This is a genomic window from Vibrio sp. 2132-1 (genome assembly GCF_033344315.1).
This window is the reverse complement of sequence record NZ_JAWPON010000009.1, coordinates 148142-160679: the sequence shown is the minus strand read 5'-3', so window position 1 is coordinate 160679 and position 12538 is coordinate 148142. Positions and strand designations below refer to the sequence as shown.

Below are 12538 nucleotides of genomic sequence, written 5' to 3'. Positions count from 1 at the left end.
TACAGACCAAGGTTGGTCAGTAAGGAGAGAAATTATGAGTAACAAGCCAGGAACATATTATGTTCCCGCTCAAAGTAGCTGGCCGATCATCGGTGCATTTGCTCTGTTTTTGGTTGCTGTTGGCGCGGGCATGACCGTCCAGGGGACACAAAGTGACGGTGCAGTGGGAACCATTGGTGGCATTGTGCTAGCGGTGGGCTTCTTGTTCTTGCTTTACATGTTGGCTGGTTGGTTTAGTAATGTGATTACTGAATCACTGAGTGGAAAATACAGCTCGCAAATTACTCGTTCTTTTCGCCAAGGAATGAGCTGGTTTATCTTTTCTGAAGTGATGTTTTTTGGTGCCTTTTTTGGTGCCTTGTTCTACGCCAGAATGATTTCTGTGCCTTGGTTAGGTGGGGCAGATAATAACTTCATGACTAACGAAGTCCTGTGGCCAACCTTCGAAGCGATGTGGCCACTCACACTGACACCGGGAGGAGAAACAACACAAGCTATGCCGTGGCAGGGCATACCCCTTACCAATACTATCTTGCTGCTATTGTCGTCTATTACGCTACATATGGCGCATATAAGCCTTGAACAAGACAAAAGAACGGCACTGATTGTTTGGTTAGAGATAACCATCGTACTTGCTGGCTTTTTTCTATATTACCAAGCGGTTGAGTATGTTCATGCTTATCAAGACATAGGGCTCACGTTGCAGTCCGGTATTTACGGTAACACGTTCTTCATGTTGACGGGGTTCCACGGTTTACACGTTTGTCTTGGGACTATCTTCTTGATCGTGCTGCTGTTCAGAATCGCTAAAGATCACTTTTCGCCAAAGAACCATTTTGCCTTTCAAGCCGGCAGCTGGTATTGGCATTTCGTGGATGTGGTTTGGTTATGTCTGTTTGTGTTTGTTTACGTACTTTAGGCGCAGTGTGAACTCTTGGTTCGACTAATAAGGGCGAGGGTTTGGTGCTAGCCAACCCGAGCTGAGCGCAATAAGCAAAAGGACGACCACCAAAGCGGAGAACATGACTCGACGGCCTAAGTAATGACTCATGGGTTTGTCTCTTTTTTCAGGATTATCTGGGTCTTCACGAACCATTTCGATAAGCGCTTTTGCGAGGTTGAAGATAATGAAAAGCAGCAAAAGGACAAGCGTCAGTTTGAATAGAAATACGGTGGACATGGCACCTCCGGTTTCATCATTGTTGTTATCAAGACAATTATGGCTATCGAAACGGTTTTGGGTTGCAGTTGGTTTAACTGTGGTTGTGTTTTCTCTTTTGGTCAAACTGGGTTTTTGGCAGTTTGAGAGAGGGCAAGAAAAACAAGCATTGGAACAAGCCATTCTCGCGCGTGCGGATAGTGCGTACCAAGCACTAAGCGTCGTTCTTGAAGACAACGACTGGCGAGAGGAAAGTATCCTCGGGAAAAAAGTGGAAGTTAATGTTGTTCCTCAGGCGTTTCCCGTAATTTTGTTAGACAACCAAACGCATCAAGGCAGTGTGGGATATTTAGCATTTCAGATTGTATTGACGAGCGATGAGCCTAGTACCTATGCGTTATTGGAGCTTGGTTTTGTCGAGGGAAGAGCAGATCGCTCAATGTTACCAACGGTCACCAAACTCGATAATTCGATTTTCATCACAGGACGCCTGTACCGAAAATCTACTAATCCACTGAGCTCAGAGTTAATGCCGGAAGTTGGCGATGTTATTCGCGTGCAAAACCTAAACATCGCGCAATTGAATCAGCTACTGAATATTGAACTTATGCCCGCAGTCTTGCAGCCAGACAATTTAACTCGTTGGCCCTATGACTTTCCTTGGAATCCATTACCACTCAATAGTGCCAAACATTTTGGCTATTCGATTCAATGGTTTTCGATGGCAGGTGTTTTCTTAATACTGACTTTAATTGTTTTTGTTCGTTGGCAAAAAAAGTTGCGTCACATGGAGGTGAAGCATGACATCTAAAGTAACCAAAGGACGACTAATGTTGATTGCGCTGGTTTGTACGTTCGCGCTTCCCGCTGTCATTGCAAAAGTCATTCTCACACAAGGGTGGTATCAAAGCGGAGTGACCAATAGAGGCGAGTTAGTCGAACCATACACGACGTTAGAGCAGCTTGGTCAAGAGTCACCTCTCAAAGACCATGGTTGGCAACTCGCTTATGTATTGCCTAACGAATGCACTGAACAGTGTAAACAGCAGCTTTACCTGCTTCAGCAAAGTCATGTTGCTTTAGGTAAGTATCAAGAGCGAGTAGTGCCAGTCGTTTGGCAGACTGAGCATTCAGATCCCATGGAAGTATCGATGTTAGCGATGCAAATGAATGAATTGGTTACCGCAAAAGTGAAACCTGGGCAAATGTTGATCGTTGATCCTCTTGGGCAACTGGTGATGTCTTACTCGCCGAAACCAAATGAGGACTTAGTCCTATTGAATAAAGGTATGTTGGCGGACTTACGCAAGCTCTTAAAACTGTCACGAGTCGGTTAGAGGAAGTGCATATGAAATTAATTCAGTTGGTTAGATTCAGTTTGCTGCTAACTCTCGTGGTGATCATGTTAGGGGCATATACTCGCCTTTCAGATGCAGGGTTAGGTTGCCCGGATTGGCCTGGTTGTTATGGGCACTTTTCTGTGCCGCATCAAGAAGAAGACGTCATACGTGCTAACCTGAACTTCCCCGAGCGGGCAGTAGAGCATGAGAAAGCATGGCTTGAGATGATTCATCGCTATTTTGCAGGAACGTTAGGTTTAGTCATTTTTGCGATGGCAGCGATATCAATAAGGTCTGAGCGTGTAAATTCAACCATTCCGATGTTGCTCAGCGTATTGGTGATTGGGCAGGCACTTTTGGGAATGTGGACAGTTACTCTTAAATTAATGCCCGTCATCGTGATGCTTCACTTGCTCGGTGGTTTTGTTTTATTGGCGTTACAGGCGATTTTTTACTGCCAATTAAAAGCGCAAAACAATCTCTATTTCTCTCCATCTTCTAGCTCTCTGAGAGGCTTTTCATTGTTGGTTTTTCTGGTTGTTTTGGTGCAAGTGCTCCTTGGAGGATGGACTTCGTCAAATTATGCTGCGCTGATGTGTACCACACTGCCGATTTGTGAGGGAGACTGGATGAGCCATCTCTCATGGAAAGAAGCGTTTTCTTTCTGGCAAACTGGATTCGAGAATTATGAATTTGGTGTCTTGGAGTATCCGGCAAGAATGACTATACACGTCACTCATCGTATAGGCGCTATTGTTACCGCCACCGTGGTATTGGCTTATAGTATTGGGCTTATGAGGCAAGATTCTCATCATTCACAGAGAATCGGAGGGTGGTTGTTATTCACTCTGGTGTGCCAAATTATGCTGGGTGTAAGCAACGTAGTATTTCAACTTCCTATCTATGTCGCGGTGGCGCACAACCTCGGTGCCGCTGTTATGTTGAGTCTCGTTTGTGTTAGCCAGTTTTACTTGTGGCAGGGTAAAACGGCTTGGAATTACACCGCGAAAGGAGTTCGCTATGAGTAAAGAAATCGCGCTGTCGTTAAATGGGCGAAAGCGACTAAGTTCCGTTTATTTGAAGTTAACGAAACCTAAAGTGGTGGCGTTAATGTTGGTGACGGCAGTAGTAGGGATGAGCTTAGCCCCAGTTGATGATTTCCCCTGGTTGCAGGCGGTAGTTGGCCTAACGGGGATTGGTCTGATGGCCGGGTCTGCGGCAGCGTTTAATCATCTAATTGACCGCCGAATTGATGCGAGAATGGCACGTACACATAAACGACCATTGCCATCGGGTGAGACTAAACCATCATCGGTGATAGCCTTCGCTACAGTTTTAGGTGTCTTAGGGTTTGTACTTCTCTATGCGATGGTCAACCCGCTGACGGCATGGTTGACTTTGATGAGTTTGCTCGGCTATGCGATGGTATACACAATGTACCTCAAACGTGCTACGCCCCAAAATATCGTCATTGCAGGGATTGCCGGTGCGATGCCGCCTCTTCTCGGTTGGACTGCTGTAACAGGGCAATTACATGCGAATGCTTGGCTGCTCGTGATGATCATTTTTATCTGGACGCCACCACATTTTTGGGCTCTGGCTATTCATCGTGTCGAGGATTACCGCAAGGTAGATATTCCCATGCTGCCAGTGACACACGGCATTGAGTACACCAAAACTTCTATTCTGTTGTATACGGTGCTATTGACTTTGGTTTGTGTCCTACCGGTTTTGGTTGGTATGGTCGGCGTGGTGTATCTTTTTGCCTCGCTACTCCTCAATGCTGGCTTTATGTACCATGCATGGAAGCTAAAATATGCACCAGAGCCAAATACCGCGATGGAGACGTTTAAATTCTCTATCTATCATCTTTTGGCGTTGTTCATTGCATTGCTTTCGGATCACTATATTGGTTTTTAACCTCTCTTAAAACAGAAAACGCCGCGTGGTTCGCGGCGTTTTTGGTTTTGATACTTTGGCTTTAAGACAAAGCTTTCTAGATTTATTGAATTTCTAGCAGTTCAACATCAAAGATCAAAACACTTGCTGGTGGAATTGGGCCAGAGCCACTCTTACCATAGCCAAGCGTGCTTGGTACGAAAAGGCGGATTTTCTCACCTTCTACCATGTATTGTAGACCTTCTTGCCAGCCTTTAATGACTTGGTTAAGACCAAATGAAATCGGCTCACCACGATTAACAGAGCTATCGAATACCGTGCCATCAATCAAGGTGCCGTGGTAGTGTACTTTTACTTTACTTGTTGCAGTTGGGTGAACCTCACCTTCGCCTTTTTCAAGAACCATGTATTGAAGGCCACTTTCTGTTGTGATGACGCCTTCTTTTTTCGCATTTTCTAGTAAGAATGCTTGGCCTTTGGCAAAGTTTTCATCTGCTACTTTATGGTTTGTCCAAGTACGGTAAATGAAAAAGCCCGCCAAAATAAAAATAATAAGAGGAAACAAAAATTTAGACACGTAATCTCCTTGTCTATTTAGGTTGTTTTAGCAAAAATTTGATGGTTTCTGCCATGGCTTCAACGCTGTCATGACCACCAGTAATCACTTGATATTTTCCGTTTACGATAAAGGCTGGAACGGAGTTCATTTGGCCGCGAGTCGTGATCGCTTCTGCCTTAGTGATGTACTCAAACAGCGCTTTTTGCTGTGCTTCATCTAAATGGTAAGGGCTGATAAGGTTGCGAGACTCAAAGGCTTTCTCTACGGCGATTTGGCGTTCCTCAGCTGTTGCATCGGCACCCATTTGCACAGCAGTAAAAAGATCCGCCATAAACGCTTTATCTGGTGTTGATTCAAGCTGCATTACGGCAGTATAGAAGATGATGGCGCTCACTTGTGCACTTTCATTGAACGTTACATGCATTTTTTCAACGCTTTGATCGGTCAATGATTCAATTTGAGGGACAAACTCTTCCATTGAGCGGCAGTGGCCACAAGTTAAAGAGAATGCTTCAGTCAGGGGAGCTAAATCATACTCTTCAAGGGATACTGGCAAAACTTCGTATTGTTTGCCTTGCTGAGGCTGACTCTTGCCGCTATCGCATGCCGACAAAGCCATTACGGCAACAACAACAGCAAAGCCTTTCGATATGGTTTTTAACATAGTAGTGCTCTAAATGAGAAATTTGCGTTAGTTTATCGGTTAACGATAGTGACTAAAACCATTAAATAACAATAAAGTGAGACCATTGGTAACAGACTTTGCCTGACGTATGGACTGTAAGGGTAGGGTATTTTAGTGTTGCGTTTTATTTGAGAGATGATTTTGCATTGACTCCAGTGGCATGAACGCTGCATAGACAAACCAATCGGTGGACAAAAGCGCTAAAGATTCGGCGTGTTTTGTCGACACAATGAACAAGAGTTTTTCTACGTTGGTAATGGTATGAAGCATTGGTTTTTAATTGTTTGTGGCATTCTGGCCGGGTGCAGCAGCCTCGATCAAGATATGGTCCCTGGTGGGAACATTTTAGATACAGCTCCTAAATCAAACACTGAGCTGAGACACCCAGAGTGGGGATACCCGAGCGCATCCAATGTGGCTTCTTCCCCTCGTTCATATCAAACGGCGAGGGCGTCAGTAAAAAAGTCGCAAAACGTGACCTCTCTGGAAATGTTCCTGAGCAGGCATAACATTCCTCACGAGACGCTCAGTGGTGGTCACCTGATGATACGTTTGAAAGAGCAAGTGCATTTTCAAACGGGTTCTGCACGGTTATCTGCTCAATCTCAAGACTGGATTCGAAACATTGGTCACTATCTGGCTGGAAGAACTGATGTTGATGTCGTGATTGATGGTCATGCGGATAGCACGGGAGCTGAAAGCTTCAATGACACGCTATCTGAAAAGCGAGCTCGTGAAGTAGAAAAACAACTATTGGCGACGAGTATTCCACGTCAACGAGTGTTTTCTAGAGGCTTCGGGGAGTATGTACCGAAGTGCAGCAATGCGACAGCGAGTGGTAAAGCTTGCAATCGGCGCGTAGAGCTAACATTGATCGTGGATGAATAACGCAGACGTTAGGCGGTAATCTTCGTTGTGTTGTTCTTGCATACCCGTTATTTGCTTAGTGGAGTTTAAGTTCGGAGTTGAGCAAGAAGACTGAATAAGGAAAGCTCGCACGGCAACATCTAGCTAGAAAAAATAGAAAAGAGGCACCGTTAGGTGCCTCTTTTACATCCGCCAATGTTCATAGGGGGAACTTAGGCAAATTCTTTTTCAACGTAAGCGACGATGTCAGATGACTCGTATAACCACTGTGTCTCGCCATCTTTTTCGATACGAAGACAAGGGACTTTAACTCGCCCACCACATTGCTCTAGTTCAGATCGATGAGTCGGGTTATTTTTTGCATCACGTAGCTCAATGTTCACCGATTGACGCTTCATTGCACGGCGGACCTTTACACAAAAAGGGCAGGCTTCAAATTGGTAAAGTGCGTATTGTTTCGCTTTTTCATCAATACGTTGCTGTTCTTCTGCGGTGCGCTTAATACCACGAGGTGAGAACACCGCGTTCAGCAATAAGATAACCTTGCCTAAAATCCAACGGATAAACTTCATAATGATCCCTTGATGTTCATTGGGTAATTGTCCTTTAAGAATGCAATCATGATGCTTGTTGCACTGGACGTGAAGTCTATCAGTTGTTTGAAATGGATAAAACCATGTATTTTATGCGGAAAATAGACGTTTAAACCAACCCCAAAAGCCACTTGCTGAAGCCGGACGGGCTTCTTTACCTTGATAAAAACTTTGCATGAGTTCGGTTCTGAATGCATCAACGTCCATGCGTTTCATGACAAGTTCGTGCTGCAATGTATTTTGAGTCTGCTCGGCATGATCGTGCGCCAAGCTGAAATCCATATTTAAATAGCCTTGCGTGTATAACCAAAGGTGGGTGACTAAGATTAGGTCTTCAGCAGATTGGTTAGTAAACTTATCCGCGTGCTCATTACCCAAGGAGTCAGTCAGAACTTGCTGCATACGCTGGGTAGAGTGAGCATGTTGCTCGTAGTTAGCACTTGCTTCAATATGTGATTTGGTCAAAAGGCCAAGCAGGTGAAGAGTAGGTGCTGTTGTGGGTTTGTTCTCACAAACTTTTGTAAATAGTTGTGACTGTTCTTTTAACCAACGCCGCTTTGCTGCTTTATGTTCTTTAACAAAGGGGATTTCTTCAAATCCCATCTCTTGACTCAGTTCACTAAGAGACGTCATGGTTTTTTAGTTCCTTCACCGTTACTTCGATATGTTGATCATTGATATCAACAAAAATTGAGCTGCCAGTAATCATAACAGAAAGGCTAGTACCTCGGTCAAGATGCTGACAAATCAAGTCGATAGCGTCATAGTCAAAGCTCTCTACGTTGACGGGAAGCATTGAGAACTTTCCTGACATTTTGTCCCACCAGACAGCCGCTTTGGTGTTATAAGTGTAAACTTTTACATGCTTTGCGAGGCGAGAAGCTTTCTTAATTCTGTCTGGTTCTGGTTCGCCAATTTCAATCCAGTGAGTAATGCTTTGATCATCGCCAACATGCCATAAATCAGGCTCTTCAATCGTAGAGAGTCCTTTTGTAAACTCCAGATTGCTTTGAGCATTTAAACAGTAAGCTAGAATGCGAGCCAACATTCGTTGCGGCTTTTCAGAAGGATGAAGGGCGATAGTTAGATTTTTAGAATCGTAATAGTCATTATTCATATCGGAAATGGCGATACGAAATTTGTAAATGGTTGGTTTAAGAGCCATAGATTTATATCGTTTTGTTGGCAAAATAAGTTTTAGGCAAAAAAATAGCCAGCTTTAAAAGCTGGCTATCGTATCAAATTCTTTAAGAATTAAAGTACTTTGATTTGCTCTGCTTGAGGGCCTTTTTGACCTTGAGAGATAACAAATTCTACTTTCTGGCCTTCAACTAGAGTACGGAAGCCGTCACCAGTGATTGCAGAGAAGTGAGCAAATACGTCAGGACCGTTTTCTTGTTGAATGAAACCGAAGCCTTTAGTTTCGTTGAACCACTTAACTGTGCCAGTAGCTGTGTTAGACATGTCTATTTCCTAAATATCTAAATAATGTAATCTTTCGCCTCAACGGCGCTTATAGCGTGGAAAAATAAATTGCTATTGCGTACCACAGGACGACGGGTTACAAGTAATCCAACGAAATGTGAAAACAAAGAACTTTCTTTCTAGCCGTGTTTGAGTCTAGGTTAATTCCACGAAGAGTCAACATATATTAGTGCTTTATGGACAAATATTTGTATTTAGTCACTATTTAACCAGCATGTTTTTGATTAAATTTCAAATAAATGACGGTGATGTGAAGTTTTTTAGCATAAAATTCAACTAAATCTATAAATTTGACTTATTTATATAATTATTGTCCAATCTGGTTCGACCATTAAGGAGGATTTATGGCAAAGCGTAAAATCAGTCCTCAACCGAGTGGCTCACAACATGAGACCGACTTCGGCAGAGGTGAAATCAAAGACAACGCGCTAAAAGCGGTTGTTACCAGTCAGCTGTTCCAAACACGAGTCGTTAAAGCGAAAAAAGGTAAAGGTAGCTTCAGCCGTAAAATGAAGCATAGAGGCAAAGAGCCCTATTCAAAGTTCTCCCCAAGGTGGATTTTGAATAGGGCTTTTTTATTGGTACTAGGTGTTTGCAAAACTGATGATATTCAATTTTTTAGTACCAGATAAGTTTTCCTAATTTATCATGTACTGCTTCAACTGCTTCAACTGCTTCAACTGCTTCAACTGCTTCAACTGCTTCAGCGAACCAAGCGTTGAAAGTACCAATTAAGTACTAAAACTTACTAAGTTAGATTCATATCAATAAGAGTCACTTCCTGTCTTATGCAACTCTACTATATCTTTAGTCTAATCAAACAGCCGAGATTATGGTTTAAAAAGACTGGTGAGAAGTAGGTATGTCATCGACGAGTTATGGTACTTATGGTTGCAAATGTAAAAAAGCGTGTGCTTCTTTATTACTACTGTGGCTGTCCATTTGTCCGATGGCGCATGCACACAAGTCAGAGTCTCATTCTTTAATTGTTGCTAACTCCAAAGCGTGGAAGCCGTTCTCTTACCTTAGCCCAGATGGTGAACCTAAAGGTATTTTAATCGACTTTTGGAAAGAGTACGCGGCGAACAACCAAATCGACGTTCAGTTTCTCCTTTTGGATTGGGATGCTTCTTTACAAGCCGTAAAAGAGGGTAAGGCTGATTTTCACGGAGGACTTGTCTACTCGCCCGAAAGAGCGAAGTATATGGACTTTGGCGCAGTCATAATGCCTATCCAAACCAAATTGTACGTAAATAAAGATGTACTTTCGGTTGATATCAGGAGTGTTTTAACTGGCGAAATGACGCTGCCAATTGGCGTTGTTAAAGGAAGTTACGAGTCTGAGTTTGTTCAGACGAATTACCCGAATGCACCTATCGCAGAATACATTAACAATGATTCGATGATACAAGCCGCCGTCGATAAAAAGGTGCTGTACTTCGTTGCAGACCTGCAAGTTGCTAACTTTTATATGGCAACCACGCCGGGAGCGGGTATGTTTGTCCCGACAATTAGCTTATATAGTAAAGATCTTCGGATTGCAGCAGGAATGCACAGTGCAACTTCCATTTTAGAGGTATCACGAGCGTTTGAAAAAGTCATCGATACGGATCGTGAGCGGATCCTCACCCGTTGGAGTGTGGTGAAAACGGTTTATCCACTTTATCTTTTCCCTATTGCTATTTTCATTATGGCGGTCGCAACGCTTTATCATATTTTTGCTCTCAAACGTATGGTTGCTCTTCGGACAAGGCAATTAACGATTGCCAATCAGCAATTGCTGGAGATGACGTTGACGGATTCTCTCACAAAGCTATACAACCGTAGACACCTGATTGAGCAATTGGCGCTACTGAATCATTTGAAGCGAAACTTAACGGTGATGGTGTTTGATATTGATGATTTTAAATCAATCAATGATCGATATGGCCACCTTGCTGGAGACCGAGCAATAGTTGCCATCGCAGAAGCCGCTAAGTCGATGACTGATGACCGAATGACATTGGCGAGAATTGGAGGAGAAGAGTTCGCACTCGTTACGTCTTCTCTGTCAGAGCGAGAAGCGCTCAATTTTGCCAATATGCTTTGTAAAGCCGTTTACGATCAGCCTGTTATACTGGGCGGACAAGCAATTCATTTGAGTATCAGTTTGGGCTGTGCTTACTATCCTGAGTTTACCCACATCGTGAGCTTGCAAGATGCTGACGAGTTGATGTATCAAGGTAAGTCTGAAGGAAAGAATCGTGCAGTTTTCCAAGTTATAACAGACTGTCAGCTTCAACCTGCGCTTCGTCAAGTGAATTAGGCTAATTCAACTGATACTTCAAACCATCCTCAAGCCTCAAAGTTTTAGTCAGAGTAAGGTGGTAAGCGTTGACGATCACGTTGCGTTGTTTTCTTTGAGGCCAATTTGCGTACAAATACTATCACTTTCATATATATAAACCCCCGCCTGCTCACGTTTTTATCATAGAAGCAGTAATTGTTTTAAAGTGATAAGTGATTTCTTGGTAAAGATCAGAACCCCTGTCTACACTCAGTGTAAAGTAATGCATATAAATCATGATGCATAAAGTGTTGTACAAAAACAATTAAAGAAGATAAGAAATAAGTTGGCTTGAGAAGGACGGGGAATGAACAACGAATGCTTTGCTAGGTTCCGAGCTGTCACGGATGAACTGTCAATGAAAGAATCGTTGTCAGTTGGGAAAGACCCTTATGCTCACTATCTCAAAGATATTTTGGGGATTGATTTGTTGTCTCGTGAAGAGGAGTTGCATTACGCCAAACTTAATCGAGCTGGTGATGAAGAAGCGCGCGAAATGTTGATTGAGTCTAATCTTCGACTTGTTGTGAAAATCGCAAAAGGCTACCTCAAACGGCCAGGCAATAACTTTACTCTGCTCGATTTAATAGAAGAAGGTAACATTGGTTTGATAAAAGCGGTCGATAAGTTCGATCCTGAGCCAGGCTACCGTTTTTCTACTTATGCGGTATGGTGGATTCGCGAGAATATAGAAGCGGCATTAATGAACAATGGCCGCACGGTACGTTTACCTGCTCATGTGTGCAAAGAGATAAATAGCCTGGCTTTAAAAAAGCTCGATGCGTCAAAAAGTGAGAGCAAGGAGTTGTCTATTTCTGAACTCTCACGCTGCTCAGGGGTGAAAGCAGAGCGTATAGATGAACTTGTTGCTCTTAGTGGTTTTATTGATGTATCGACCACTGCGGACCTACATCGTGTTCCATTTGTTCTTGAACTGTGTGAAAGTGAGTATACGCCAGATCCACAACAAGACTGTGAAAACCAGTGCTTTACTCAAGCTATTGAAAATATTATTAAAACTTTGCCAATTAAGTTGCAGAAAGTCTTGATCCATCGATTCGGATTATTTGACCAGAGAGTGAAAACCTTGTCGGAAATAGGCCTGTTATTAAACGTGTCTAACGAGCGTGTTCGTCAGATGCAGATAGAGGCGGTTGAACGCGTGCAGAAACGTCTCCGATTCGATGGTTGGGTTTAAGATTTTTAGCCCCTTATCCTAGCCGATTAATTTACTGGCTTGCTACTCTGTTCTTCCGTAAGTAACAGCAGCTCAAGCTGTGCTTTAGCTGCTGCCTCCAATCTCCATACACTCAATAATCGGTTAAGTGCTGCGCGATAAGCACGACTTTTGAGTAAAAAAGCGAGCGTACTTGTGTAGTTGTTTACGACTTGCGCTTGTGTCTCGACTAATGCGGTTTTGTTTTCGATGTCGATGTGTTGAAGGTTAAAGTCAGGAAGAAACGCACACTCATACCATACCTCTACAATTTCACGAATTTCGAGTTCTTCTTCAGGCACATCGAAGTCTTGTAACTGGTAGTTTTCTGGTATTGTTGATAAATAAACCACATCCAATTTGTCTGCAACAAATGTATACATCGGATTCCTTAGTGTACGCGCTTACA

Annotated in this window: 17 protein-coding genes; 9 read left to right on the top strand and 8 right to left on the bottom strand. The window is 43.2% G+C overall.

The annotated features are described in order from the left end of the window. The first annotated feature begins 34 nt into the window (after positions 1-34). Positions 35-919 carry a cytochrome c oxidase subunit 3 gene (locus tag R8N47_RS12225; RefSeq protein ID WP_005385214.1) on the top strand — a complete coding sequence of 295 codons (885 nt, stop codon included), beginning with the start codon at positions 35-37 and terminating at the stop codon, positions 917-919. Between the two features lie 24 nt (positions 920-943). Here R8N47_RS12225 and R8N47_RS12220 read toward each other — a convergent pair whose 3' ends face one another. Continuing rightward, on the bottom strand, positions 944-1180 hold the full coding sequence (locus R8N47_RS12220; protein ID WP_005375504.1) for a DUF2909 domain-containing protein: 237 nt from the start codon (positions 1178-1180) through the stop codon (positions 944-946). Between R8N47_RS12220 and R8N47_RS12215 the strand changes: the two genes are divergently transcribed. The 4 genes from R8N47_RS12215 to cyoE are packed head-to-tail and all read left to right on the top strand — an operon-like array spanning position 1179 to position 4419. Beyond that, positions 1179-1970 (top strand): SURF1 family protein, encoded by a 792-nt coding sequence (locus R8N47_RS12215; protein ID WP_031777208.1) that lies wholly within the window; start codon positions 1179-1181, stop codon positions 1968-1970. The two genes, R8N47_RS12220 and R8N47_RS12215, sit on opposite strands and share 2 nt — an antisense overlap. Then, positions 1960-2496, top strand: coding sequence for a hypothetical protein (locus R8N47_RS12210; protein ID WP_017635864.1), 537 nt, complete (start codon positions 1960-1962; stop codon positions 2494-2496). Before R8N47_RS12215 ends, R8N47_RS12210 begins: the two co-directional genes overlap by 11 nt. Before the next feature lie 11 nt (positions 2497-2507). Continuing rightward, positions 2508-3527: a COX15/CtaA family protein gene (locus R8N47_RS12205; RefSeq protein WP_033906821.1), complete on the top strand. Its 1020-nt coding sequence runs from the start codon at positions 2508-2510 to the stop codon at positions 3525-3527. Beyond that, positions 3520-4419, top strand: coding sequence for a heme o synthase (gene cyoE / locus R8N47_RS12200; RefSeq protein ID WP_005385222.1), 900 nt, complete (start codon positions 3520-3522; stop codon positions 4417-4419). The genes R8N47_RS12205 and cyoE overlap by 8 nt, the downstream gene beginning before the upstream one ends. An 82-nt stretch (positions 4420-4501) precedes the next feature. Here cyoE and R8N47_RS12195 read toward each other — a convergent pair whose 3' ends face one another. Together R8N47_RS12195 and R8N47_RS12190 are read right to left on the bottom strand one after the other, a co-directional pair. Next, the gene (locus tag R8N47_RS12195) at positions 4502-4975 is read right to left on the bottom strand and encodes an FKBP-type peptidyl-prolyl cis-trans isomerase (protein WP_005375638.1); all 474 of its coding nucleotides are present in this window, start codon (positions 4973-4975) and stop codon (positions 4502-4504) included. A gap of 13 nt (positions 4976-4988) precedes the next feature. Continuing rightward, on the bottom strand, positions 4989-5621 hold the full coding sequence (locus R8N47_RS12190) for a thiol:disulfide interchange protein DsbA/DsbL (RefSeq protein WP_054574392.1): 633 nt from the start codon (positions 5619-5621) through the stop codon (positions 4989-4991). 282 nt (positions 5622-5903) lie between these two features. On the opposite strand from R8N47_RS12190, the gene R8N47_RS12185 reads away from it, so the two are divergent. After that, positions 5904-6530, top strand: coding sequence for an OmpA family protein (locus R8N47_RS12185; RefSeq protein ID WP_025768460.1), 627 nt, complete (start codon positions 5904-5906; stop codon positions 6528-6530). 191 nt (positions 6531-6721) lie between these two features. On the opposite strand, the gene R8N47_RS12180 is transcribed toward R8N47_RS12185, so the two are convergent. The 4 genes from R8N47_RS12180 to R8N47_RS12165 all read right to left on the bottom strand — a co-directional run bounded on the left by R8N47_RS12180 (position 6722) and on the right by R8N47_RS12165 (position 8566). Further along, positions 6722-7081 (bottom strand): glutaredoxin family protein, encoded by a 360-nt coding sequence (locus R8N47_RS12180; RefSeq protein ID WP_064354593.1) that lies wholly within the window; start codon positions 7079-7081, stop codon positions 6722-6724. 111 nt (positions 7082-7192) lie between these two features. Beyond that, entirely contained in the window at positions 7193-7735 is a 543-nt protein-coding gene (locus R8N47_RS12175) for a hypothetical protein (RefSeq protein ID WP_017635869.1), read from the bottom strand. Further along, positions 7722-8267, bottom strand: a complete 546-nt coding sequence (locus tag R8N47_RS12170; protein WP_005375627.1) for a YaeQ family protein — start codon at positions 8265-8267, stop codon at positions 7722-7724. Before R8N47_RS12170 ends, R8N47_RS12175 begins: the two co-directional genes overlap by 14 nt. 89 nt (positions 8268-8356) lie before the next feature. Next, positions 8357-8566, bottom strand: a complete 210-nt coding sequence (locus R8N47_RS12165) for a cold-shock protein (RefSeq protein ID WP_005375625.1) — start codon at positions 8564-8566, stop codon at positions 8357-8359. A 365-nt stretch (positions 8567-8931) separates the two neighbouring features. Between R8N47_RS12165 and R8N47_RS12160 the strand changes: the two genes are divergently transcribed. The 3 genes from R8N47_RS12160 to R8N47_RS12150 all read left to right on the top strand — a co-directional run bounded on the left by R8N47_RS12160 (position 8932) and on the right by R8N47_RS12150 (position 12111). Continuing rightward, complete coding sequence (locus R8N47_RS12160; RefSeq protein WP_017821594.1) at positions 8932-9219, top strand: alternative ribosome-rescue factor A; 288 nt, start codon at positions 8932-8934, stop codon at positions 9217-9219. 230 nt (positions 9220-9449) lie between these two features. Continuing rightward, entirely contained in the window at positions 9450-10892 is a 1443-nt protein-coding gene (locus R8N47_RS12155) for a diguanylate cyclase domain-containing protein (RefSeq protein ID WP_017635871.1), read from the top strand. Positions 10893-11220: 328 nt separating this feature from the next. Next, entirely contained in the window at positions 11221-12111 is an 891-nt protein-coding gene (locus R8N47_RS12150; protein ID WP_064354594.1) for an RNA polymerase sigma factor RpoD/SigA, read from the top strand. A 26-nt stretch (positions 12112-12137) separates the two neighbouring features. Here the strand turns inward: R8N47_RS12150 and R8N47_RS12145 are convergent, their stop codons facing one another. Continuing rightward, positions 12138-12512 (bottom strand): hypothetical protein, encoded by a 375-nt coding sequence (locus R8N47_RS12145; protein WP_025768457.1) that lies wholly within the window; start codon positions 12510-12512, stop codon positions 12138-12140. Positions 12513-12538: the final 26 nt, after the last annotated feature.

What these genes read in the sequence shown, in the direction of transcription:
- R8N47_RS12225 (WP_005385214.1), top strand. Translation starts at nt 35, where the DNA reads ATGAGTAACAAGCCAGGAACATATTATGTTCCCGCTCAAAGTAGCTGG.
- R8N47_RS12215 (WP_031777208.1), top strand. Translation starts at nt 1,179, where the DNA reads ATGGCACCTCCGGTTTCATCATTGTTGTTATCAAGACAATTATGGCTA.
- R8N47_RS12220 (WP_005375504.1), bottom strand. Translation starts at nt 1,180, where the DNA reads ATGTCCACCGTATTTCTATTCAAACTGACGCTTGTCCTTTTGCTGCTT.
- R8N47_RS12210 (WP_017635864.1), top strand. Translation starts at nt 1,960, where the DNA reads ATGACATCTAAAGTAACCAAAGGACGACTAATGTTGATTGCGCTGGTT.
- R8N47_RS12205 (WP_033906821.1), top strand. Translation starts at nt 2,508, where the DNA reads ATGAAATTAATTCAGTTGGTTAGATTCAGTTTGCTGCTAACTCTCGTG.
- cyoE (WP_005385222.1), top strand. Translation starts at nt 3,520, where the DNA reads ATGAGTAAAGAAATCGCGCTGTCGTTAAATGGGCGAAAGCGACTAAGT.
- R8N47_RS12190 (WP_054574392.1), bottom strand. Translation starts at nt 5,621, where the DNA reads ATGTTAAAAACCATATCGAAAGGCTTTGCTGTTGTTGTTGCCGTAATG.
- R8N47_RS12185 (WP_025768460.1), top strand. Translation starts at nt 5,904, where the DNA reads ATGAAGCATTGGTTTTTAATTGTTTGTGGCATTCTGGCCGGGTGCAGC.
- R8N47_RS12180 (WP_064354593.1), bottom strand. Translation starts at nt 7,081, where the DNA reads ATGAAGTTTATCCGTTGGATTTTAGGCAAGGTTATCTTATTGCTGAAC.
- R8N47_RS12175 (WP_017635869.1), bottom strand. Translation starts at nt 7,735, where the DNA reads ATGACGTCTCTTAGTGAACTGAGTCAAGAGATGGGATTTGAAGAAATC.
- R8N47_RS12170 (WP_005375627.1), bottom strand. Translation starts at nt 8,267, where the DNA reads ATGGCTCTTAAACCAACCATTTACAAATTTCGTATCGCCATTTCCGAT.
- R8N47_RS12165 (WP_005375625.1), bottom strand. Translation starts at nt 8,566, where the DNA reads ATGTCTAACACAGCTACTGGCACAGTTAAGTGGTTCAACGAAACTAAA.
- R8N47_RS12160 (WP_017821594.1), top strand. Translation starts at nt 8,932, where the DNA reads ATGGCAAAGCGTAAAATCAGTCCTCAACCGAGTGGCTCACAACATGAG.
- R8N47_RS12155 (WP_017635871.1), top strand. Translation starts at nt 9,450, where the DNA reads ATGTCATCGACGAGTTATGGTACTTATGGTTGCAAATGTAAAAAAGCG.
- R8N47_RS12150 (WP_064354594.1), top strand. Translation starts at nt 11,221, where the DNA reads ATGAACAACGAATGCTTTGCTAGGTTCCGAGCTGTCACGGATGAACTG.
- R8N47_RS12145 (WP_025768457.1), bottom strand. Translation starts at nt 12,512, where the DNA reads ATGTATACATTTGTTGCAGACAAATTGGATGTGGTTTATTTATCAACA.